This window comes from Rhizobium changzhiense, from assembly GCF_013087625.1.
In the GTDB taxonomy this organism is placed as follows: Bacteria; Pseudomonadota; Alphaproteobacteria; order Rhizobiales; family Rhizobiaceae; genus Rhizobium; species Rhizobium sophorae.
The window spans coordinates 234,159-255,065 of the sequence record NZ_JABFCQ010000007.1; the positions used below are offsets into that span (position 1 = coordinate 234,159).

The window sequence follows — 20,907 nt, forward strand, 5'->3', positions numbered from 1 at the left end:
CGGGGTTGGGGGACATGAAATGGGGGAAGAAGAGGGCGCCTCGCGGCGACCGATCGCGAGCCGGTCGTCGTCCTGGGCCATCGGCCTGAGCGCGTGGCTGGCGCGGAGCGGCGCGACACCGAACGGCATTTCGCTTTTATCGGTCGTATTCGCGGGTATAGGCGCAGCCCTCATCGTTTTCACAACACATCCGATTGCCATGGTTTGCGCCGCGATCTCGGTGCAACTGCGGCTCGTCTGCAATCTGCTGGACGGAATGGTCGCGATCGAAGGCGGCAAGAAAACCAAGAGCGGACCGCTCTACAATGAATTTCCCGACCGGGTCGCCGACAGCCTGTTTCTCGTCGCGGCTGGCTATGCCTGCGGCTTTGGCTGGCTCGGCTGGCTCGCTGCTCTACTCGCCGCACTGACCGCCTATATCAGGGTCTTCGGAGGATCGGTCGGCCTTCCCCAGGACTTCAGCGGCATCATGGCCAAGCAGCGCCGCATGGCGGTGCTGACGGCGGGCCTCCTCGCCCAGAGCGTCGAGACGCTGATATCAGGCAGCCACTGGTCGCTGATCCTGGCATGCGCGGTCATCGCGGCCGGCAGCCTTGTCACCTGCATCACACGCACGATAACGCTTGCCCGTTCCCTGGAGAGACTATGATCGCGCTCATCCGTCGCCTTCTCGTGCTGTTCGTCCGTATCCTGGTCGGCGCCCGAAGTGAATGGCGGGGCTGCGCGCCCGATCCCCGCCGCCGCATCTATTTCGCCAATCACAACAGCCATGTCGATACCGTCGCCGTCATGGCAGCCCTGCCGTGGCCGGTGCGCCGGCTGACCCATCCGGTCGCCGCACGAGATTACTGGGGAACCAACGCCTTTCGCCGCTTCATCGCCGAGAAAGGCCTGCGCGCCGTCCTGATAGACCGCAAGCCTCCGCCGGACAGCAACCCGCTGGAGCCTCTCGAGCGCCTGCTCGAGGAAGGCCGTTCGATCCTGATTTTTCCCGAGGGGACGAGAAGTGCCACCGATGAGATCGCCCCGTTCCGCAGCGGCATCTATCGCCTCGCCTGCCGTTTTCCAGATGTCGATCTCGTGCCGATCCATCTCGACAACCTTCAGCGCATCCTGCCGAAGGGAAGCATGCTGATCGTCCCGATCACCTGCACGGCGCGCTTCGGCAAGCCGCTCCGCGTCGAACCCGGCGAGGAAAAGGACGCCTTCCTGGCTCGCGCCCGTGCCGCGGTCATTGATCTCGCAGATGGGGGGCATGCGGCATGACCAGCCTGTTCTCCCTTGTGCTGGCCGCGATCCTCGGTCTGCTTGCCGTCGCCTCCGCCATCGGTTTCATCCTGCAGCGACGCGCGACAGAACCCGGCTCCGTCGCCACCGTTCAGAACCTCAACGCCCGTATCCGCTCCTGGTGGATCATGGTCGCAGTGTTCGGCGGCGCGATCCTGCTCGGCGATACGGCCACCGTCATCCTGTTCGCATTCCTGTCCTTTATGGCGCTTCGCGAATTCTGGACGCTGACACCATCGCGGCGCGGCGATCATCTGGCGCTTTTCCTGTCCTTCTTCGTTGTGCTGCCGCTGCATTACGTGCTGCTCGGAACGGAGTGGTACGGCCTGTTTGCGATCTTCATCCCGGTCTATGCCTTCCTGATCCTGCCGGCGGTGGCGACCTTGACAGGCGACGTCAACGAATTCCTCGCGCGGACCGCCAGAGTGCAATGGGGATTGATGCTGACGGTCTATTCGATCAGCCACGCTCCCGCACTGCTCATGCTGGAGACCGGCACGCCGTCGGCGCTCCTTCTCGTCTATCTGGTCGTGGTCGTGCAGCTCAGCGACGTCTTCCAATATGTCTGGGGCAAGCTCCTCGGAAAGCACCGTTTCTCGCCGAATATCAGCCCGTCGAAGACGATCGAAGGACTGGTCGGAGGCGGCGCCTCGGCCATCCTCGTGGGAACGCTGCTTTATCGCCTGACGCCGTTCTCGCCGCTGCAGGCCGCTGCCATCAGCACGGTCATCGTCGTCGCGGGCTTCTTCGGCGGTTTCGTGCTCTCGGCCATCAAGCGGGATCTCAATGCCAAGGACTGGGGCTATGTGATCGAGGGCCATGGCGGCGTGCTCGACCGCCTGGACTCCATCACCTTCGCCGCACCGCTGTTCTTCCACATCGTCCGCTACTGGTTCACCACCTGAGAATTCGGCCGATCGTTTAAGGCCGGTCGATCTCCTCGAGGCTCTCGAACAGCCGGCGCTGAACATTCTGCTCCTGCTTGCCGATGGCGGTCATCAGCTTGCCCATGGTTCCCCGCAGGCCGTGCAACTCGTCGACCAGCTCCATGACGATATCGACGCCGGCTTCGTTGACACCCATGTTTCCCATGAGGTCCAGGATCAGCCGGGCGCGTGCGACGTCGGCGTCGCGAAATTGCCTCTGGCCGCCTGATATCTCCGGGATCAGCCAACCCTGTTCGACCCAGAGGTCGAGCTGGACGATGTCGATTTTCAAGTAAAGACGGAATTCGAGATCATCCATGATCAAGCCTCCATGTTCTTTCTCGGATCGTAGGAGTTTGCCGTCGCCCATTCCTTCATCAAGTCGGTCAGCCGCTCATCCGGGGCGTCGGGCAGCACGATCTTCAGCGAGATGTAGACGTCGCCGTGTCCGCCGCCGCGTTTTGGAACACCTTTGCTCTTGAGACGCAGGACCTTGCCCGTGTTCGAATGAGGCGGCAGGGTCAGATTGACCGGTCCCGACGGCGTCGGCACGCGAACCTTGCCACCAAGCACGGCCTCACTGAGGGAGATCGGCAGTTCCAGGCGGATATCGTCGCCGTCTCGCGTAAAGAAGCGGTGCGGGCGCACGCGGATTTCGATCAGGGCATCGCCCACCGGTCCACCGCCGATGCCCGGCTCGCCCTTGCCGCGCAGTCGCAAGGTCTGGCCGTCGCGCGTCCCCGGCGGGATCTGTACGTCGAGCGCCGGACCATTCGGCATCTTGACCTCCGTCCTGGTGCCGTTGACGGCCTCGAGAAAGTCGACCTCCATGGAAAATTGCCGGTCACGGCCACGACCACGGGTCTGGCCGCCGCCGGAACGACGTGAAAAGAAGCTGGCGAAGATATCGTCGGCATCGCTGAAATCGGCAAAGCCGGCGCTGTTGTGGTAGGGATCGCCAGGCCCGCTCTTCGACGCGTAGTCGCGGTAATAATTGCGCTGCGCCCGCTCGGCGCCCGTTATATCGATCTCGCCGCGGTCGAAGCGTCCGCGTTTTTGCTCGTCACTCAATATCTCGTAGGCCGTTGAAATTTGCTTGAACCGTTCCTCAGCTTTTTTGTCGCCGGGGTTAAGGTCGGGGTGAAGTTTCTTGGCGAGCTTGCGGAACGCGCTTTGAATATCCTTTTGCGTCGCATCGCGTTTCACGCCCAGAAGCTCGTAGGGATCCTGGCTCATACATGTCTCCGGTCGGGCAGCGAATACTGCTGGTTGGCTTGGCAATGATATAGGTTGTCGGGCCGCCGCCGAGGAGGGGAGGTCGACCACTCTGATCGACGTCAATCCGATAAAGCGCCGCTGTCACGCAAGCTCTCCAGAGCTTAGAACAACGCCGCGTCTTCCCCTGCGGACGCCGAATCTTCCTGCGCGTGATCGGGGCGTCGATCGATAAGAACCGAGCACCCGGCATGGCGCACGACCTTGTCGACGATCGAGGAAAAGAGGTAGTCGGTGATATCGGTCACATGGGATGAAACCAGGATAAGATCGGCCGATTTCTCCTTTGCGACGGAGACGAGCAGGGAGGCGGCAATGCCGATGCGAACCTCGATCATCGCCGGAATTTCCATCTCCTTGCAGAGCGATGCTAGTTTCTTTTCGGCGTCGACGATGGCGGTCGTTTCGAATTCCTCGGGAAGCTCAGTCAGGTGACGGTGGGGGATATTCTCGATGACGTGCATGACGACGATGCTTCCGCCTTCATCCACCAGCGCGGCAGCCCGGCGCAGAAGGCGGCTGGCCGTTTGGCGGGGACCCATGCCGATGCCGCAGATGATCGTCCGATACATTGAAATCCATATCCTCGAATGCGAATGATAGCACCGATCATACCGGTGTCGACCGTCCCGGCATTGACGAATATCAAGAAAACGTGCCGTAACGGCAGCGCGCACGAAGCGGCCAGCTCTTCGGAAGGGGCTTCCGGCTGAATCGTCGCAGTTGACGATATGGCCATCGGCAACAGTTCTAACCCGATGACGTGATCGATTGAGGTTCACATGCCGAATTTTGCGATTATCGGATCGGGTGCGATGGGAAGTGCCGTCGCCAAACGGCTGATCGACCACGGCGCTACGGTGCTGACCTATCTCGAGGGCAGGAGCGAGCAGACGATTGCGCGGGCAAAGGCAGCCGGCATGGTGCCGGTCGGCCGCCAGGAGCTGACGCAGGCCGATCTGATCTTGTCGATCGTTCCGCCGGCGGAGGCGATCAAGGTCGCCGAACTCGTCGCGGACATATCGTCCGGAATGCAAGCGCCGCCGCCCTTCGTCGACCTCAACGCGATTGCGCCGAAAACGATGCAGGCTTTGGCGGCACGCTTCGAAGGCAGCGGCGTCGAGGTGCTTGACGGTGCGATCATCGGCGGGCCGCCGGTCGCCGGCAAATCAGGTCCGACCATCTATATCAGCGGCGATAGTGCCAAGCCGAGCAGGCTGCTCGAGGATTGCGGCCTGCGGATCCGCAGGCTCGACGGACCGCTCGGCGCCGCCTCGGCACTGAAGATGTGTTATGCCGGCATCAACAAGGGATTTATCGGCCTTGGCACCGCCATGCTGCTTGCCGCATCGCGTTCCGGTGCTGCCGAAAGCCTGAAGGCGGAGCTCTCCGAAAGCCTTCCCGACATCGATCGCAAGCTGTCGAGATCCATTCCCGACATGTATCCGAAAGCCTATCGATGGGTTGCCGAAATGCAGGAGATCGCCGATTTCCTGGGAGAAGATGATCCGGCCGCGACCATCTTCCGCGGCATGGCGGACGTCTTTGCCGGGATGGCGAGCGACGTGGAGGGGAGCCGCATGCTCGTCGGGCAGTTGGACGGGATCATCGGACGCCCTGGAACCGACAACTGACCTCCGCCGCCGGCACCCCACATCGGTGGAGCCGGCAGCAGGCTTCGTGCCCGATCCAGGCCATGCCTATATCGTCGCGAATTGCTCGACTTGGGCCCGGATCGCGACCTCGGTCGGCAAGCGCTCCATCGAACTCGCGCCGTAAAAGCCGTTGCAACCCCTGCAGCGGGCAAGCACATAGGCCGCATCTGCAGGCATGGCGATCGGACCGCCATGGCAGAGCACGATGATGTCGTCGCGGACTGACCTTGCGGCATCCGACCATTCGTTGATCTTCTCCACGCATCCGTCGAGCGTCAGCGCCGTTTCGGCGCCGATCGCGCCGCCTGTGGTCAGGCCGAGATGGCAGACGACGATATCAGCGCCGGCTTTGGTCATGGCAACGGCGTCCTCGCTGCTGAAGACATAGGGTGTGGTCAGCATGTCCTTGGCCTTGGCGCGGGCGATGATATCGATTTCCAGATCGAAGCCCATGCCGGTCTCTTCGAGATTGGCACGAAACGTGCCGTCGATCAGCCCGACGGTCGGAAAGTTCTGGATGCCGGCAAAACCCATTGCCTTCAGCTCGTCGAGGAAGTGATCGGGCAGCATGAAGGGATCGGTGCCGTTGACGCCGGCAAGCACCGGCGTGTGGCGCACGACCGGCAGGACTTCGCGGCCCATCTCCTTGACGATCTCGTTGGCATTGCCATAGGCTAGCAGGCCGGCAAGCGAGCCGCGTCCGGCCATGCGGTAACGGCCGGAATTGTAGATCACGATCAGATCGATGCCGCCGGCCTCCTCGCTCTTAGCGGACAGGCCGGTGCCGGCGCCGCCGCCGATGATCGGCCGGCCCTCGGCGATCTTGCGACGCAGCTTGTTCAGAATTTCGTTTCTGTCGATGGGGGTCAAAACTCTCTCCTCAGGCATGGATCTCATGGAAGCCGGCAACGAGTGCCGTGGCGAATTCCGGGCTGTTGATATGGGCGTCTATCTCGACGAGGCGCCTGTTCGGCGCGTCGCGCCAGCCGGCACGAATGGCGGAAAACAGCGCCTCGTCGGCTTCGGGATCATAGAATGGCTGACCGGCAGCATCGATCGCCGAAACGCCCTGAAGCGGCAGCAGGAAGCGAACCGGACCCTGCATCCGGTTGAGCCGTTCGACAATGAAAGCACCGATCCTGCGGTTTTCCTCAGGGGTGGTGCGCATCAGGGTCACCTGCGCATTGTGGACGTGAAGCCTGCGGTCGCGGAAGGGCGCCGGCACGGTTTCCCGCGCGCCGAAATTCACCATATCCACGGCGCCGACCGAGCCGACATAGGGCAGGCCGGTGCGGATAATGGCGCCGAAGCGATCCTCGGTCGCCGGAAAGACACCGCCGATGAGAAGGTCGGGCACCTCCGTCGTCGTCACGTCGATCACGCCCTGCAGCAGACCGGAATCGGCAAGCTTCTCCATCGACTGGCCACCGACGCCGGTCGCATGGAAGACGTAGATCTCATGCGTCTTGCCAAGCATCTCGCGGATCTGGGTCACGCAAGAGGTGGTGACGCCGAACATGGTCATGCCAATGCCCGGGCGATCATCGCTAGAGGCGGGGATCGGGTTGCGGGCCATGCCGGCTACCGCGTTTGCGGCATTGCCGATCACTCTGCGCGAGATCGCGTTCAAGCCGGCGACGTCGACGACGGAATACATCATGGTGAGATCATTCGGTCCGACATAGGGCGCCACATTGCCTGAGGCGACCGTCGAGACCATCAGTTTCGGCAGGCCGATGGGAAGCGTCCGCATAGCCTCCGTCACAAGCGCGGTATTGCCGGTTCCGCCAAGGCCAAGGACGGCGCCGATGTCGTTGCGCGATTTTAGGAACGCCACCAAGGCCTTGGCCATCGCCGAAACTGCGGCTCCCCGATCGGTCTGCCCGAGCACGGCCGCGGCACCCTGAGGATGAAATTCGGCGACTTCGCGTGCCTGGATATCGGCGGCAGCACCTTCCCCAAGCGTGCCGACATCGACTAGCACGGCATCGGCTCCGGCCGAAAAGACCACCTCTCTGGCGTAGCTCAGTTCGGCGCCCTTGGTGTCGCAGGTGCCGACGATATAGACCTTTCCCATTGGTTTTCCTCCATTTTTGATCGGTCTCCGACTTTCTTTCGATAAAATTCTCAGTTTTGTATTTTCCATATTGTATATTATTTCGTATATTGCATACTTAAATCACGAACGCCAGACGGAAATGGAGACCATGAACGCACCGCGCCACCTCACCCTTCGCGAGCGGATCTACGAGGAAATCGTTCGCCTGATCGTCTCCGGCGAGCTGCCGAGCGGCGTCTCGATCGACGAAAAGGAACTGACGGAACGCCTGCAGGTCAGCCGCACACCGTTTCGCGAGGCAATCGGCACGCTCGCCAAGGAAGGGCTGATCGAGATCAAGCCTTATCGCGGCTTCTTCGTGCGCAGTTTCACGCCAAAGGAGATCGACGACCTCTACGAGCTTCGCAAGACACTCGAATGCTTCGCGGTCGAACTTGCCGTTCCGCAGATGAGCGACCGGCATATCGCCGGCTTCGAACGCATGCTGGATGAGGCGGTGGCGGCACTCCGCCGCGGCGACATGGCGACCTACGGCATCCGCGACAAGGAGTTTCACGAGACCATCGCCGAACTTTCGGGAAGCGCGCCGCTGATCGAAACGCTAGCGCGGCTCGCGCTGCAGATCCAGATCTGCCGCTCGATCGCCAATGAGAGCCGCGATCTGGCCGAAAGGGCGGCCGAGGAGCGCGATCAGATCCTGCAGGCGTTCCGGGCGCGCGACATCCCGCGCGCAAAGGCGCTGATGCATGCGCATATCAGCGATGTCCAGCAGGCCGTCATGGCGCGGTTTCAGAAGGAGAATCCGGCGCGTTAACCGAATGGAACGCCAGGTGGAATGAAGGAGAGGGAGGTCTCCTTTTCAGCAATCGAAAAACGTGGCCGTGGAGCGGCCCCAAGAGGAGGGAGCAATGCTGAAATTTCTTGCCCGCAGCACGGCGCTAGTGGCGATGATCGCCGCAAGTTCGCTGGCGCATGCCGAAACCCTGAAGATGTGGGGCCCGGAGCAGATCACCGAACCGCTGGTAGCGCAGCTGTGGAACGGCATCAAGGCCGATTTCGAAAAGGCCAATCCCGGCGTCACCGTCGAATTCATGCCGCCGACCGGGACGATCAGCAACGGCGCGGTGCAGGCGGCGATCCAGTCGGATGCCGGCCCGGATGTGATCCTCACCAATTCCGGCATCGGCCGCATCAGCGTCGTCAGGAATGCCAAGCAGGTCATTCCGCTCACCGAGCAATATGAAAAACGCGGCTGGAAGGACGAGATCTATCGCTGGCTCTACACCGAGCTGAAGGGCCAGTTCGGCGGTGAGATCTACGAGGTTCCCGATGGCCTCGATGCATTGGGCATCTGGTATCACAAGGATATTTTCGAAAAGGCCGGCTGGAAGATCCCGGCGACCTGGACCGAATTCGAAGCGCTGATGAAATCGATCCATGAGACCGGCCTGCAGCCGATCGCCATCGGTCCTCGCACCACCGGCAGCGCCGGCCACCTCTTCGGCAATCTGCTACAATCGGCGAGCGGCAAGGAGGCAATCGGCAAGGCGCTGCGCCGCGAGATCGCCTGGGACGAACCTTCGGTCGCCGCCGGCGCCATCCGGCTGCAGAAGCTGGTCGAGGCGGGCTACATCAAGAAGGAAATGGCCGGCCTCGATCTCGACGGCGCTTCGCGCCTCTGGTTCAACAAACGCGCGGCGATGTTCGTCGCCGGCCCGTGGTTCACCGCCAATGCCCGCAAGGCTGGCTATGACCTCGCCAACGCCGGTTACGCACCCATGCCTTCCGACATCAAGGGTGCAGCGATACCGACCGGCGGTGTCGGCTGGAGCTGGCTGGTGCCGGTCAATTCCAGGCAGCCGGAACTCGCAATGAAGTGGATCGACTTCATGCTGTCGGATGCGGTGATGAAGAAGCGCGCGCAGGACCCGGCAAGCACGATGATCTATCCGCGCGAAATTCCGGGCGTCGAGCCGCCGACACCAGTGCTGAAGGACATCTTCGCCGCTGCCGCCGGCGGCGTCGGCTACAATCCGAGCGTCTATCTGCCCGGGCCGGTGCTCGACACCTATTTTCAGGTCATCCAGGGCCTGATCTCCGGCCAGATCGGCGGCGAGGAAGGCATGAAGCAGATCCAGGCGAAGATGGCAGAGGCGAAATAGTGGTCATTCCAGAAACGCCCGGAAGCAAGGTCGTGGCTCCTCTCAGGGATGCGCCTGCCATGGCGGGACATACGGGCGGCCTGTCCGCCCGTATGTCCGAACGCCGGACGGCTGGGGCCGCCTCATCTGATGGTTCATCCGATGGCGATGCCCGCACCGCATTGTGGCTGATGGCGCCGGCGCTCGCCCTTTATGCCGCCTTCACCTTGCTGCCGATCGCCGCCACCTTCTGGCTGAGCTTCAACAGCTCCGCCGGCTTCAATACCTCCGCCAGCTTCGTCGGCTTCGACAACTATGCCAAGGCGGCACAGGATCCGATCGTCTGGAAGAGCCTCGTCCATACCTTCCTCTGGCTGGCCTATCATGTGGTGATGGCAGGCGGGCTTGGCCTCCTGCTGGCGCTTGCCGTCAGCAGGCTGCGGATCACCCAGGTCTTCTTCCGAACCGCCTTCTTCCTGCCGCATCTGGTGTCGCTGGCGGTGGTCGGCGTCATCTGGGCCAATATCTACGATCCCTTCTTCGGCCTGCTGAATACGGCCCTGACGCGGATCGGGCTCGGCGCCTTCACGCAAGGGTGGCTTTCCGATCCCGCTTTGGTGCTCTTTTCCGTCAATGTCGCAAGCTCGTGGCAGGGCTTCGGCCTTTACATGCTGCTGTTCATCGCCGGTCTGCAGAACATCGACCACTCGCTCTACGACGCGGCCGAAGTGGACGGTGCCAACGCCTTCCAGAAGCTGATCTACGTGACGCTGCCGGGGCTTCGCGAGGTCACGACCTTCGTCGTCTCGCTGGCGATGATCAACGGGTTAAAGGGTTTCGCCACCGTCTTCGTCATGACCAATGGCGGGCCGTTCTATCAGAGCGAGCTGATCACCACCTACATCTACCGGCTTGCTTTCCAGTCCCAGGACCACGGGCTTGCGGCGGTGCTCTGCATCTTGCTCAGCCTGCTTGCGATCACCATCACCATCGTCTTCAACCGCTGGCGCGCGAGGCTTTCGCAATGAGCGTCCGTAATCGCGAATGGCCGGTGGCGCTGGCGCTGACCCCGGCATTGATCCTGATCCTTGCCCCCTTCATCTGGCTGGTGGTCTCGAGTTTCAAGACCGAGGCCGAGATCGGCCAGGCCGACCCCTTCACCTGGCCCGCCGACCTGATGTGGCGGAACTATCTGGATGCATGGCAGATCGGCGGGTTCGGTGAACTCGTCGGCAACAGCCTCATCAATCTCATCGGCGTCGTCATCCTGTCGCTGATCACCTGCGCGCCTGCCGGCTATGCGCTCGCCAAGATCCGTTTTCCCGGCCGGGAATGGCTGTTCTACGCCTTCATCCTCGGCTTGACCGTGCCGGTCCAGGCGATCGTCATCCCGCTCTACCAGGTGCTTTTCGGGCTCAATCTCGTCAACACGCTGACCGGCATCGTCCTGGTGCAGGTGAGCAACGGCATTCCCTTCGGCATCTTCCTGATGCGGAGCTTCTTCATCGGCGTGCCTGATGATCTGATCGAGGCCGCCAAGATCGACGGCGCCTCCCATCTGCAGATCCTCACCAAGGTCTTTCTGCCGATCTCCACGCCGGCGGTGCAGGCGCTCGTCATCATCAGCGCGCTCTCCACCTGGAACGACTTTTTCCTGCCGCTGATCGTGCTGATCAGTCCCGAGGTACAGACGCTGCCGCTCGGGCTGGTCCGTTTCGCCAGCACCTATACTTCCGACTACCGCCTGGTCTTTTCCGGGACCGTCATTTCATTCCTGCCGATCATTCTTCTCTACATCCTGATGCAGCGCCGCTTTACCGAGGGGCTGACGCAGGGAGCAATCAAGGGCTGACCATGTCGCATCATGTCCAGCGGGAAATCCGCTACAACTTCGAATACGACCACCGTATCAAGGCCTGCTTCATCGGCGCCGGCGGCCATGCCTATCGCAATGTCTATCCGGCGCTGCGTTACGCGCCGGTCGAACTTGCCGGCATCTGCGATCTCGATCTCGGCCGCGCCGAGAAATTCGCCAAGCTCTTCGGCGCCGGGAAAGCCTATACCGATCATCGCGAAATGCTCGCACGGGAAAAGCCGGACCTGGTCTTTCTCGTCACCGCCTATCATCCTGACGGCCGGGTGCAGGCAACCGATCTGGCGCTCGACGCGCTTGCCGCGGGCGCTCACGTCTGGATGGAGAAGCCGACGGCGGCAAGCCTTGCCGATATCGAAAGGCTGCAGGCGGCAAGTGCGGCGGCCGGCCGCATGGTGATGACCGGTCTCAAGAAGACCTTCTTCCCGACCATCGAGAAGCTGAAGGATTTGATCGGCTCGCCCGGTTTCGGCCGGCTGACTTCGATCAATGTCCGCTATCCCCAGAGCCTGCCGAGCCCAGAAGACCGCGCCGATCTCGTCAAGATGCAGAGCTTTCTCGACCATATCTACCATCCAGGCGCCATCCTCAACTTCCTCGGCGGCGAGATCGAACGTGCGGGTTACGAATGGGAAGCGTTGACGGGCGCGACCGTCACCAGCCTGCGCTTCCGCTCCGGCGCGATCGGCACGCTGCATCTTGCCGCCGGCCAGTCCGGCGGCAGCATCTTCGAGCGGGTCGAGATCATCGGCGAAGGCGCCAACGCCATCGTCGAAAACGGCAGCCGGCTGACTTACTTCCGCAAGGCCGACTTGCCGTCCTACGGCCGCGCCGCAAGCTTCATCCAGCCGGACGAGAATGCGGCGCTGTTCTACGAACCGGAGCATTCGCTCGGCCAGCTCTACAACAACAACCTGTTTTATCTCGGTTATGTGCCCGAAATCCTGCATCTGACCGATGCGATCCTCTCCGGCACGCCGATCTCCAGGGGCACGCTCGAAATCGCCAGCGAGATCATGAAGCTCTTCGAATTCTACAGACGCGCGGATGCCGGCGTCACCACCAATCTCTGACAGGGGAGGAACAGCCTTGAGCGATAGCGATGTCATTTTCAGGAAAGCCGGCGGCGAATTCATGCCGACCACATGGGGCGAACTCAATTGGAAGATCACCGGCGACGGCACGCCCGGCGCCGAGATGACCTTCGGCACCTGCCGGATCAATCCCGGCGAGCGCAACCAGTTGCACTCGCATCCGGATTGCGAGGAAATTCTCTACGTCGTTTCCGGCCATTGCGAGCACAAGCTCGGCGATGCGCTCTATCGTCTCGAAGCCGGCGACGCCATCCGGATACCCCGCAATGTCCGTCACTGGGCGCGCGCGCTCGGTACCGAACCGCTCTTCGCCCTGATCATGTTTTCCTCCGGCACCAGGACGGCGGTCAATCATGAAGGCGAGGGCGCGGCCTGAAATCATCCTGTCTCGTGGGGGAGGGACTATCATCATGGCGTCGATTGCGCTTCACAACATCCGCAAGTCCTACGGCAGCCTGCCGGTCATCCACGGCGTCGACGTCGATATCGAAGATGGCGAATTCATCGTGCTCGTCGGACCGTCCGGCTGCGGCAAGTCCACGCTGCTGCGCATGATCGCCGGCCTGGAGACGATCTCGGACGGACGGCTTTCGATCGGCGGCCGCATGGTCAACGACCTGCCGTCGAAGGAGCGCGACATTGCCATGGTGTTCCAGAGCTATGCGCTCTATCCGCATCTGACGGTGGCCGAGAATATGGGCTTTTCCCTGAAGCTGCGCGGTACGGCCAAGGACGAGATCGGCCGCCGGGTGCAATCCGCCGCAAAGATCCTGAAGCTGGAACCCTATCTCGACCGCCACCCGCGCCATCTCTCAGGCGGCCAGCGTCAGCGCGTCGCCATGGGCCGCGCGATCGTACGCGATCCGAAAGTGTTCCTCTTCGACGAACCGCTTTCCAATCTCGACGCCAAGCTGCGCGTGGCGATGCGCGCCGAGATCAAGGAGCTTCACCAGCGGCTGAAGATCACCACCGTCTACGTCACCCACGACCAGACCGAAGCGATGACCATGGCCGACCGCATCGCCGTCATGCGTGACGGCATCGTCGAGCAGATCGGAACTCCGTTGGAGATCTATGATCGCCCCGCAACCACCTTCGTCGCCGGTTTCATCGGCATGCCGCCGATGAACCTGCTCAAGGGCCGCATCCAGGCCGACGCCCCTTCGATCTTCCGCACGAACAGCGGCGTCGCCATGCCACTGTCGCTGCGTCCCGGCACAGCCGATCCCGGTGAAGAGCTCATCTACGGCATCAGGCCGGAACAGTTCGTCATCGCCGACGAAGGAACGCCGGCGAAGATCGTCGTCGTCGAGCCGACAGGGGCAGAGGTACAGGTCGTCGCCCGGATCGGCGAAGAAAACGTCAACATGCTGTTTCGCGAGCGCATTGCCGTAAGGCCCGGCGACACGATCCGCTTCGCCTTGCGGGCCGCCACCGAACACCTATTTTCAGCAGCAACAGGCAGGCGTCTTCCCGAGGCGGATGCCTGAAGCAGCCGTTTTCTTCAGCTTTGCCAAAACTCTGACGATTGCGTGAAACCGCGCCGACACCTGTGACAAAACCTCATCGCCTCTGCTATGTCAGGAAAAATGCGGCAACCCAACCTGCGCCGCACTCTGTCTGACCAATGCCAGGAGTTTGAAAGATGAGCGGTTCTCCCGACTATACACCCCCGAAGGTCTGGACCTGGAACAAGGCGAATGGCGGCCAATTCGCCAGCATCAATCGGCCGATCGCGGGACCGACGCATGACAAGGAGCTTCCAGTCGGCCGCCATCCGCTGCAGCTCTATTCGCTCGGAACGCCGAACGGCCAGAAGGTCACGATCATGCTCGAGGAACTACTGGCGCTTGGTCATGAAGGTGCCGAGTATGACGCCTGGCTGATCAAGATCGGCGATGGCGATCAGTTCGGAAGCGGCTTCGTCGCAGTCAATCCCAATTCCAAGATACCGGCGCTGATGGACCGCAGCGGGCCAAAGCCGATCCGTGTCTTCGAATCCGGCGCCATCCTTACCTATCTCGCCGAGAAGTTCGGCGCCTTCCTGCCGACCGAGCCAGCCGACCGCGCCGAATGCCTGTCCTGGCTGTTCTGGCAGATGGGAAGCGCACCCTATCTCGGCGGCGGCTTCGGCCATTTCTATGCCTATGCGCCGACGAAGATCGAATATGCGATCGACCGCTTCGCCATGGAAGTGAAGCGTCAGCTCGACGTGCTCGATCGTCGCCTGGCCGAAAGCGAGTATCTAGGCGGCAGCGAATATACGATCGCCGATATTGCCGTCTGGCCCTGGTATGGCGGTTTGGTGAAGGGGTGGACCTACGGCGCAGCCGAGTTTCTGCAGGTCGAGGACTATAAGAACGTGCTGCGCTGGGCCGACACCATTCACAGCCGGCCGGCCGTGCAACGCGGCCGGATGGTCAACCGCCTCTCCGGCGAGCCCTCGAGCCAGTTACACGAGCGCCACGACGCCAGCGACTTCGACACCAGGACGCAGGACAAACTTGCGGCCGCCGAGTAAGCAAGCGGCATCAGCCACTTACTGCAGCGATAGGCTCCGCCGCTTTACGGCGGCGGAGCATCTGCATGCTGCCCGAACTCAATTCTTGACCGTATCTTCCAGGAAGAACCGGCCGAGCGGGTTCTGGTAGAAGTTCTCGATATTCTTGCGCGAGACGTTGATATAGGGGCTGTAATAGAGGTCGATCCAGTTGACGTCGTCTTTGGCCATCTTCTGCAGATCGACATACATCTGTTCGCGCTTCTTCGGGTCGAGCTCGAGACGCGCCTTGGCGACCAGTTCCTTCACCGCCTCGTTCTTGTAGTTGGTCAAATAGTTGTTGTTGGAATCGTGGCCGAGGACGAAGGTGGTCTTCTGGTCCGGGTCGAGAATGTCGTTGGTCCAATAGTTGACCGAGACGTCGTAGTCGCCGGCAACGAGCATGTCCCATTCCTGGCTCGGGTCGACCTTCTGCAGATTGGCGGTGATGCCGGCCTTCTGCAGCTGCTGCTGGACCAGTACGGCCGTCTGTTCGTCGACTTCGTCGCCGGCGCGCACCAGGTAGTTCAGCGTCAGATCGGAGGCGCCGGCGGCCGCCAGCAACTCCTTTGCCTTTGCAGGATCATAAGGCCGCTGCAGATTGTCGGCATAATAATAGAGCGCGCCCTTCGGAACGTAGGAATTGGCGACCGTGCCCTGGCCGAAGGTGACAGTATCGACGATCGCTTTTTTGTCGATCGCAAGGTCCAGCGCCTGGCGGACTTCCTTCTTCTCGAGCGCGCCATGCGCATGGTTGATCAGAAGATGATCCTCGCGGGTCGAAGCGTCGATATCGACGTTGAGGTTCGGGTCCTTCTTCAGCTCTTCGACGCGGGAGAAGGGAACGAAGATCGCCGTATCCAGTTCGCCCGCCTGAACGTTCAGCATGCGGGTGTTGTCGTCAGGCACCGAGATCCACTCGACGCCGTCGAGCTTGACGCGGTCGGCCTGCCAGAAATTCGGGTTCTTCTTCAGAATGACGCGGTCGCCGCGCCGCCATTCCTCGACCACGAAGGCGCCGGATGCGATCGGCTTTTCGCCATAGGCGTCGGGACCCAGCGATTCCATGCCCTTCTTGGAGATGACGGAGGCATTGGGAAGCGCCAGCGTCGAGAGGAACGGCGCCGATTGGTTCTTGAGCTTGATCGTCAGCGTGCGCGCGTCGGTCGCGACCGCCGTGTCGATCACCTTGTAGGAATCGCTCCAGAGCGAGGCGGGGTCGTCGCGGATGCGCAGCAAGCTGTAGGCGGCGTCTTCCGCCATCAGCGGCGAGCCGTCGGAGAACTTCGTGTCACGAATCTTCAGGGTGTAGGTCAGCCCGTCATCCGAAGTGGTCCAGCTTTCGGCGAGGCCCGGCTCCAGTTTCGTGCCTGTCTTGTCGACGCGGATCAGCACGTCGTAGACATTGGAGAACACCCAGTTGTCGATGTTCTGCGCGGTCTTGATCGGATCGAATGTCGTCGAATCCTCGCGGCGACCGATGGTGAGCACACCGGCGGCCTCGGCATAGCTTGCGCTGAGCGTCAGACCGGCGAGCAAGGCTGCAAGCCCGATTGATTTCCACCTGTTTGTCATGAGTTCGTTCCCTTCGTTGTTATGGCATGCGTTTGATGGGTTGGATCGGCATAGAATGCGGATCGTCCTTGCCGTCGGCGTCTTGCAGCAGCCGCTTGTCAGGATCGATGTCGGGAATGGCGGCGATCAGCGCCGCCGTATAGGGATGCTTCGGCCGCGCGAAGACTTCTTCGGAACAACCTTCCTCGACGATTTCGCCGCGATACATCACGACGACGCGTTCGCAGAGATTGCGGACGATCGCGAGGTCGTGGGCGATGAACATCAGCGTGAGGTTCATCTTCGCCGTGAGCTCGCGGAAGAGCTCGATGATCTGCGCCTGGATGGTGACGTCGAGGGCCGCCACGCATTCGTCGGCGATGATCAGCTTCGGATCAACGGCAAGCGCACGGGCGATGCCGGCGCGCTGGCACTGGCCGCCGCTCATGCTGCGCGGTTTGCGGCCGGCGAATTCGCGTTCGAGGCCGACGAGATCGAGCAGTTCGCCGATCCGCGCCGGGATATCGCTCCTCGCGACCTTGCCCTGCACCTTCAACACTTCGGCCAACATCTGCCCGATCGTCAGCCGCGGATTGAGCGCATTGTATGGGTCCTGGAAGACCATCGCCGTCTCGCGCCTGAGCTTTGCCAGGCCAGCGCTTTTCTGCAGCGCCAGATCGACGCCGTCGAAGGTGACGTGGCCCGAGGAAAGCGGCGTGAGGCCGAGCACGGCGCGGGCAAGCGTGCTCTTGCCGCTGCCGGATTCGCCGACGATGCCGACCGTCTCGCCCGGCATGATCTGCAGACTGACGCCGGCAACGGCGCTGACCGTCTTGGCGCCGCCCCTGAGCAGGGCGCCGCCGGCTCTGAAGCGCACATGGAGATCGTCGATTTCGAGCAATGGCCTTGCCGGTTGGCTGGCCGCTGCAAGCTCGAGCAGCGGCGCGGCCGTGTCGCCCGGGATGGAAGGGTGGCTGTTGATCAGATTGATCGTATAGGGATGCTGAGGCCGCGCCAGGATCGTCCGCTTCGGCCCCTCTTCGATGAGCTTGCCGCCGCGCAGCACGGCGATGCGGTCGCAAGTCTGGGCGACGATGCCGAGATCGTGGGTGATCAGAATGATCGACAGGCCGCGCCGATCACGAATGTCCATCAACAGCCGCAGGATCTGCGCCTGGATGGTCACGTCGAGCGCCGTGGTCGGCTCATCGGCGATCAGGATTTTCGGATTGCAGGACAGCGCCACGCCGATCATCGCCCGCTGCCGCATGCCGCCGGAAAATTCGTGCGGGTAGCTGTCGTATTGGCGCACGGGATCGGGAAACCCGACCTGCGCCAGGATTTCCGTTGCCGCGCCGCGAGCCTCGCGAGCGCCGAGTTCCTGGTGATAGCGGATGCCCTCGGCGATCTGGTCGCCGATCCGCATTACCGGGTCGAGATGGCTGGTCGGGTTCTGGAAGATCATGCCGATCTCGCCGCCGCGCACTTTCAGCATCTCGCCATCGTCGATCCGCATGAGGTCGCGCCCTTCCAGCAGCACGCTACCGCTTTCGATCTTCAGCAGCGAGGAGGGCAGCAGGCGCACCAGCGAGCGGCAGAACAGGCTCTTGCCCGAGCCGCTCTCGCCGACGAGGCCGAGAATCTCGCCCTTGCCGAGATCGAGCGACACCGAATCGATGAGCGTACGCGGGCCGGAATCGACATGTGCCTTGACGGTAAGATCACGGACGGACAGCACGGAGCGGCTCATTCATGCACCCCCAGCAGTTCGCCGAGCGCATCGCCCAGCATGCTGAAACCGAAGGCGAGGCAGACGATGGAGAGGCCGGGAAACAACGTGATCCACCAAGCCGTGGTAATGAAGCTCTGTCCTTCCGCGACCATGACGCCCCATTCGGCGATCGGCGGCTGGACGCCGAGGCCGAGATAGCTGACGGCGGCGCCGCTGAGCAATACCAGCGTCGCATCGGACATCGCAAAGACGATCGAGCCGGCGATCGCGTTCGGCAACAGGTGGCGGAACATGATGCGCGGGCGGCTGAAGCCAAGGCTGACGGCGGCAACGGCATAGTCGCTGCTTTTCAGCACCAGCATCTGCGCCCGGATCAGCCGCGCATAGGAGACCCAGCCGACCAGCGCCATGGCGATATAGAAGCTGCCGAGGCCGGGACCGAGAATCGCGATGATCGACAGCATCAGCACCAGGAACGGGAAGGCGAGGATGATATCCACGAGGCGCATGAACAGCGCATCGACGATCCCGCCGAAGAAGCCGGCGATCGTGCCGACCGTCGTGCCGATCAGGAAAGGGAAGATGACGCCGATCAGTGCCATCTGCAGGTCGAGGCGCGCGCCCCAGATAACGCGGGAGAGGATATCGCGGCCGAAATTGTCGGTGCCGAAGGGATGCAACAGCGAAGGCGCCTGCAGGCGCACCTCGGCATTCTGCATGATCGGGTCGTAAGGCGCGACGATGGGCGCGCCGATCGCCAGCAGGACGAAGAACAGCAGCAGGCCGGCACTGAGCACAAGCATCGGCCGCCGGCCGAAGAACCGGCGCCAGCCGGGGGAGGCGGGGACGATCGCCTCGATGCTCATAGCTTCACCCTCGGATCGGCGGCGACAGTGACGGTGTCGGCGATGAAGTTGATAAGCACGGTGGCGCAGGCAAAGACCATGGCGACGCCCTGAACCACCATGTAGTCGCGTGAGAAGATCGCCCTGACCAGCAGCTGTCCCATGCCGGGCAGAGCAAATACGCTCTCGACCACCACCGTGCCGCCGATCAGCCAGCCGATGTTGACGGCAAGCAGATTGATCGTCGGCACCAGCGAATTCGGCAGCACATGCCGCCAGAAGACGATGCCTTCAGGCATGCCGCGGGCCCGCGCCGCCGTCGCGACATCCGATTTCAGCTGCTCGATCATCGCCGCCCGCAGGCTGCGCGTCAGCACGGTCGAGAGCGACAGCGCGACCGTCAGGCTCGGCAGCACGAGATGCGACAGCTTTTCGCCGATCGTCGCACCATAGCCCGAAACCGGCAGCACGCCGAGTTCGACGCTGAACAGGATGATCAGCATCAGCCCCAGCCAGAAGGGCGGAAAACCGATGCCGAAGGTCGAGACGATGCGCACCGCATGATCCGGCGCCCGGCCGGCATTGCGTGCGGCGATCGCCGACATCGGTACCGCGATCAAGACCGAAAGCACGACGCTGGAGACGACGAGCGCAAGCGTCGGCTCAATACGGGTGACGATCAGCTTCAGCACGTCGATCTTGTAGAGGATCGACTTGCCCATCTCGCCATTGGCGAGGTTCTTGAGGAAATAGACATATTGCAGCCACATCGGCTGGTCGAGGCCGTACTGGGCGCGGATGCTGGCAAGAGCCGCCGGTGTGGCGCGCGTGCCAAGAATGTTGCGTGCCGGATCGCCGGGGATCAGCCGGACCAGAATGAAAGTGATGACGCTGATGCCGAAGATGACGGGCAGGAACTGCAGCGGTCGCGTCAGAACGAATTTATAGCGATGCATGACGGCGATCGCCCCTTTGTCTTCGTCTGGTTCGGTCCGCTTCCTGTTGCATCAGCCTGCCTTGTGCCGGGCGACAAAATCGAGAAGTGCTGGATAATAGTCCTGCGGGTTCTCATAGAACGGCATGTGGCTGGCATTGGCAAATACCTTCAGTTCGGCATTCGGCAGCGCAAGCTTCATCCTGAGCGCGCATGCCGGTGTCAGCTCATCATGCTCTCCCGTCGTGATCAGCACGGGCAGCGTCAGCCGCGGCAGATCGGGGATGCGGTTCCAATCCTTGAGGTTGCCGATGTAGAGAAACTCGTTCGGCCCCTGCATCGTCGCGTAGGGCGCCATGTTCCAGTCGTCGAGCGAGCGGCGCACCGGCGCCGGCCATTCCGGCAGACGGCAGACATGACGATAGTTGAGGATGGTGACGGCAGCGAGATATTCCGGATGATTGTAGGTGCCCTGCGCCTCATGCTTCTGCATCATCGCCACGGTTTCGGGGCCGAGCGCTGCGCGCAGCCGTTCCAGCTCCAGGATCAGATGCGGCATGTCGGCGACGGTATCTTCGAGGATCAGCGTCTTGAGGTTTTCCGGATAGGTCAGCGCATATTCGATCGCCAGCCACCCGCCCCAGGAATGGCCGAGCATGTGGACCCTGCCAAGCCCCAATGCCTTGCGCACCGTCTCCGCCTCCTCGACATAACGGCCGATCGTCCAGAGCGAGAGATCGTCCGGCCGGTCGGAAGCGCCGGTGCCGAGTTGGTCGAAGGCGACGACGCGATAGCCCTTGTCGGTGAGGCAGGAATGCGCCTCGCGCAGGTAATCGCAGGGCAGGCCCGGCCCGCCATTCAGGCAGAATACCGTCTCGCTGCCGGTCCCGAAACTATAGGCAACGACGCGATAGCCATCGACATCGATCTCGAATCGCTCGTCCGGCCGTATTTCACGCCACATTGATCGCTCCGGCAGAAGATTTCGCTTGC

Annotated in this window: 22 protein-coding genes; 12 read left to right on the forward strand and 10 right to left on the reverse strand. The window is 62.2% G+C overall.

The features are described 5' to 3' along the window. The first annotated feature begins 19 nt into the window (after window positions 1–19). The 3 genes from G9X68_RS28585 to G9X68_RS28595 are packed head-to-tail and all read left to right on the forward strand — an operon-like array spanning window position 20 to window position 2,192. Entirely contained in the window at window positions 20–649 is a 630-nt protein-coding gene (locus tag G9X68_RS28585; RefSeq protein ID WP_171605256.1) for a CDP-alcohol phosphatidyltransferase family protein, read from the forward strand. Continuing rightward, window positions 646–1,266: a lysophospholipid acyltransferase family protein gene (locus G9X68_RS28590; RefSeq protein ID WP_168307735.1), complete on the forward strand. Its 621-nt coding sequence runs from the start codon at window positions 646–648 to the stop codon at window positions 1,264–1,266. Before G9X68_RS28585 ends, G9X68_RS28590 begins: the two co-directional genes overlap by 4 nt. Continuing rightward, complete coding sequence (locus tag G9X68_RS28595; protein ID WP_171605257.1) at window positions 1,263–2,192, forward strand: phosphatidate cytidylyltransferase; 930 nt, start codon at window positions 1,263–1,265, stop codon at window positions 2,190–2,192. Before G9X68_RS28590 ends, G9X68_RS28595 begins: the two co-directional genes overlap by 4 nt. Window positions 2,193–2,208: 16 nt before the next feature. Here G9X68_RS28595 and G9X68_RS28600 read toward each other — a convergent pair whose 3' ends face one another. From G9X68_RS28600 to G9X68_RS28610, 3 genes are all read right to left on the reverse strand, one after another. After that, complete coding sequence (locus tag G9X68_RS28600) at window positions 2,209–2,532, reverse strand: chaperone modulator CbpM (protein WP_171605258.1); 324 nt, start codon at window positions 2,530–2,532, stop codon at window positions 2,209–2,211. A 2-nt stretch (window positions 2,533–2,534) separates the two neighbouring features. After that, complete coding sequence (locus G9X68_RS28605; RefSeq protein WP_171605290.1) at window positions 2,535–3,449, reverse strand: DnaJ C-terminal domain-containing protein; 915 nt, start codon at window positions 3,447–3,449, stop codon at window positions 2,535–2,537. A 143-nt stretch (window positions 3,450–3,592) separates the two neighbouring features. After that, a complete protein-coding gene (locus tag G9X68_RS28610; protein WP_171605259.1) occupies window positions 3,593–4,060 on the reverse strand; it encodes a universal stress protein in 468 nt (155 codons plus the stop codon). A 210-nt stretch (window positions 4,061–4,270) separates the two neighbouring features. Between G9X68_RS28610 and G9X68_RS28615 the strand changes: the two genes are divergently transcribed. Further along, window positions 4,271–5,122, forward strand: a complete 852-nt coding sequence (locus G9X68_RS28615) for an NAD(P)-dependent oxidoreductase (protein ID WP_171605260.1) — start codon at window positions 4,271–4,273, stop codon at window positions 5,120–5,122. 66 nt (window positions 5,123–5,188) lie between these two features. Here the strand turns inward: G9X68_RS28615 and G9X68_RS28620 are convergent, their stop codons facing one another. After that, a complete protein-coding gene (locus G9X68_RS28620; RefSeq protein WP_171605261.1) occupies window positions 5,189–6,031 on the reverse strand; it encodes a phosphoenolpyruvate hydrolase family protein in 843 nt (280 codons plus the stop codon). Further along, entirely contained in the window at window positions 6,024–7,220 is a 1,197-nt protein-coding gene (locus G9X68_RS28625; RefSeq protein WP_171605262.1) for a Tm-1-like ATP-binding domain-containing protein, read from the reverse strand. Before G9X68_RS28625 ends, G9X68_RS28620 begins: the two co-directional genes overlap by 8 nt. A 130-nt stretch (window positions 7,221–7,350) precedes the next feature. On the opposite strand from G9X68_RS28625, the gene G9X68_RS28630 reads away from it, so the two are divergent. The 8 genes from G9X68_RS28630 to yghU all read left to right on the forward strand — a co-directional run bounded on the left by G9X68_RS28630 (window position 7,351) and on the right by yghU (window position 14,831). Continuing rightward, window positions 7,351–8,016: a GntR family transcriptional regulator gene (locus G9X68_RS28630; RefSeq protein WP_168316165.1), complete on the forward strand. Its 666-nt coding sequence runs from the start codon at window positions 7,351–7,353 to the stop codon at window positions 8,014–8,016. A gap of 94 nt (window positions 8,017–8,110) precedes the next feature. After that, window positions 8,111–9,364 (forward strand): ABC transporter substrate-binding protein, encoded by a 1,254-nt coding sequence (locus G9X68_RS28635; protein ID WP_171605263.1) that lies wholly within the window; start codon window positions 8,111–8,113, stop codon window positions 9,362–9,364. 59 nt (window positions 9,365–9,423) lie between these two features. Beyond that, window positions 9,424–10,371 carry a carbohydrate ABC transporter permease gene (locus G9X68_RS28640; RefSeq protein ID WP_171605264.1) on the forward strand — a complete coding sequence of 316 codons (948 nt, stop codon included), beginning with the start codon at window positions 9,424–9,426 and terminating at the stop codon, window positions 10,369–10,371. Next, window positions 10,368–11,195: a carbohydrate ABC transporter permease gene (locus G9X68_RS28645; RefSeq protein WP_171605265.1), complete on the forward strand. Its 828-nt coding sequence runs from the start codon at window positions 10,368–10,370 to the stop codon at window positions 11,193–11,195. Before G9X68_RS28640 ends, G9X68_RS28645 begins: the two co-directional genes overlap by 4 nt. 2 nt (window positions 11,196–11,197) lie before the next feature. Next, window positions 11,198–12,289: a Gfo/Idh/MocA family protein gene (locus G9X68_RS28650; protein WP_171605266.1), complete on the forward strand. Its 1,092-nt coding sequence runs from the start codon at window positions 11,198–11,200 to the stop codon at window positions 12,287–12,289. A 16-nt stretch (window positions 12,290–12,305) separates the two neighbouring features. Further along, window positions 12,306–12,686: a cupin domain-containing protein gene (locus G9X68_RS28655; protein ID WP_129417095.1), complete on the forward strand. Its 381-nt coding sequence runs from the start codon at window positions 12,306–12,308 to the stop codon at window positions 12,684–12,686. A gap of 34 nt (window positions 12,687–12,720) precedes the next feature. Continuing rightward, window positions 12,721–13,800, forward strand: a complete 1,080-nt coding sequence (locus G9X68_RS28660; protein ID WP_171605267.1) for an ABC transporter ATP-binding protein — start codon at window positions 12,721–12,723, stop codon at window positions 13,798–13,800. A 155-nt stretch (window positions 13,801–13,955) separates the two neighbouring features. Continuing rightward, complete coding sequence (gene yghU / locus G9X68_RS28665; protein WP_171605268.1) at window positions 13,956–14,831, forward strand: glutathione-dependent disulfide-bond oxidoreductase; 876 nt, start codon at window positions 13,956–13,958, stop codon at window positions 14,829–14,831. A gap of 78 nt (window positions 14,832–14,909) precedes the next feature. Here yghU and G9X68_RS28670 read toward each other — a convergent pair whose 3' ends face one another. From G9X68_RS28670 to G9X68_RS28690, 5 genes are read right to left on the reverse strand one after another with little or no spacing between them, the layout of a single operon-like run. After that, window positions 14,910–16,424 carry an ABC transporter substrate-binding protein gene (locus tag G9X68_RS28670; RefSeq protein ID WP_171605269.1) on the reverse strand — a complete coding sequence of 505 codons (1,515 nt, stop codon included), beginning with the start codon at window positions 16,422–16,424 and terminating at the stop codon, window positions 14,910–14,912. Window positions 16,425–16,443: 19 nt separating this feature from the next. Continuing rightward, window positions 16,444–18,153: a dipeptide ABC transporter ATP-binding protein gene (locus tag G9X68_RS28675; RefSeq protein WP_171605270.1), complete on the reverse strand. Its 1,710-nt coding sequence runs from the start codon at window positions 18,151–18,153 to the stop codon at window positions 16,444–16,446. Continuing rightward, window positions 18,150–19,001 (reverse strand): ABC transporter permease, encoded by an 852-nt coding sequence (locus G9X68_RS28680; RefSeq protein ID WP_171605271.1) that lies wholly within the window; start codon window positions 18,999–19,001, stop codon window positions 18,150–18,152. Before G9X68_RS28680 ends, G9X68_RS28675 begins: the two co-directional genes overlap by 4 nt. Beyond that, window positions 18,998–19,936 carry an ABC transporter permease gene (locus G9X68_RS28685; protein ID WP_171605272.1) on the reverse strand — a complete coding sequence of 313 codons (939 nt, stop codon included), beginning with the start codon at window positions 19,934–19,936 and terminating at the stop codon, window positions 18,998–19,000. Before G9X68_RS28685 ends, G9X68_RS28680 begins: the two co-directional genes overlap by 4 nt. A 51-nt stretch (window positions 19,937–19,987) precedes the next feature. Next, entirely contained in the window at window positions 19,988–20,878 is an 891-nt protein-coding gene (locus G9X68_RS28690; RefSeq protein ID WP_171605273.1) for a proline iminopeptidase-family hydrolase, read from the reverse strand. Between the last annotated feature and the right edge of the window lie 29 nt (window positions 20,879–20,907).

Bases quoted from the DNA above. Each gene is read 5' to 3' on its own strand.
- G9X68_RS28585 (WP_171605256.1), top strand. From the start codon at position 20: ATGGGGGAAGAAGAGGGCGCCTCGCGGCGACCGATCGCGAGCCGGTCG.
- G9X68_RS28590 (WP_168307735.1), top strand. From the start codon at position 646: ATGATCGCGCTCATCCGTCGCCTTCTCGTGCTGTTCGTCCGTATCCTG.
- G9X68_RS28595 (WP_171605257.1), top strand. From the start codon at position 1,263: ATGACCAGCCTGTTCTCCCTTGTGCTGGCCGCGATCCTCGGTCTGCTT.
- G9X68_RS28600 (WP_171605258.1), bottom strand. From the start codon at position 2,532: ATGGATGATCTCGAATTCCGTCTTTACTTGAAAATCGACATCGTCCAG.
- G9X68_RS28605 (WP_171605290.1), bottom strand. From the start codon at position 3,449: ATGAGCCAGGATCCCTACGAGCTTCTGGGCGTGAAACGCGATGCGACG.
- G9X68_RS28610 (WP_171605259.1), bottom strand. From the start codon at position 4,060: ATGTATCGGACGATCATCTGCGGCATCGGCATGGGTCCCCGCCAAACG.
- G9X68_RS28615 (WP_171605260.1), top strand. From the start codon at position 4,271: ATGCCGAATTTTGCGATTATCGGATCGGGTGCGATGGGAAGTGCCGTC.
- G9X68_RS28620 (WP_171605261.1), bottom strand. From the start codon at position 6,031: ATGCCTGAGGAGAGAGTTTTGACCCCCATCGACAGAAACGAAATTCTG.
- G9X68_RS28625 (WP_171605262.1), bottom strand. From the start codon at position 7,220: ATGGGAAAGGTCTATATCGTCGGCACCTGCGACACCAAGGGCGCCGAA.
- G9X68_RS28630 (WP_168316165.1), top strand. From the start codon at position 7,351: ATGAACGCACCGCGCCACCTCACCCTTCGCGAGCGGATCTACGAGGAA.
- G9X68_RS28635 (WP_171605263.1), top strand. From the start codon at position 8,111: ATGCTGAAATTTCTTGCCCGCAGCACGGCGCTAGTGGCGATGATCGCC.
- G9X68_RS28640 (WP_171605264.1), top strand. From the start codon at position 9,424: ATGGCGGGACATACGGGCGGCCTGTCCGCCCGTATGTCCGAACGCCGG.
- G9X68_RS28645 (WP_171605265.1), top strand. From the start codon at position 10,368: ATGAGCGTCCGTAATCGCGAATGGCCGGTGGCGCTGGCGCTGACCCCG.
- G9X68_RS28650 (WP_171605266.1), top strand. From the start codon at position 11,198: ATGTCGCATCATGTCCAGCGGGAAATCCGCTACAACTTCGAATACGAC.
- G9X68_RS28660 (WP_171605267.1), top strand. From the start codon at position 12,721: ATGGCGTCGATTGCGCTTCACAACATCCGCAAGTCCTACGGCAGCCTG.
- yghU (WP_171605268.1), top strand. From the start codon at position 13,956: ATGAGCGGTTCTCCCGACTATACACCCCCGAAGGTCTGGACCTGGAAC.
- G9X68_RS28670 (WP_171605269.1), bottom strand. From the start codon at position 16,424: ATGACAAACAGGTGGAAATCAATCGGGCTTGCAGCCTTGCTCGCCGGT.
- G9X68_RS28675 (WP_171605270.1), bottom strand. From the start codon at position 18,153: ATGAGCCGCTCCGTGCTGTCCGTCCGTGATCTTACCGTCAAGGCACAT.
- G9X68_RS28680 (WP_171605271.1), bottom strand. From the start codon at position 19,001: ATGAGCATCGAGGCGATCGTCCCCGCCTCCCCCGGCTGGCGCCGGTTC.
- G9X68_RS28685 (WP_171605272.1), bottom strand. From the start codon at position 19,936: ATGCATCGCTATAAATTCGTTCTGACGCGACCGCTGCAGTTCCTGCCC.
- G9X68_RS28690 (WP_171605273.1), bottom strand. From the start codon at position 20,878: ATGTGGCGTGAAATACGGCCGGACGAGCGATTCGAGATCGATGTCGAT.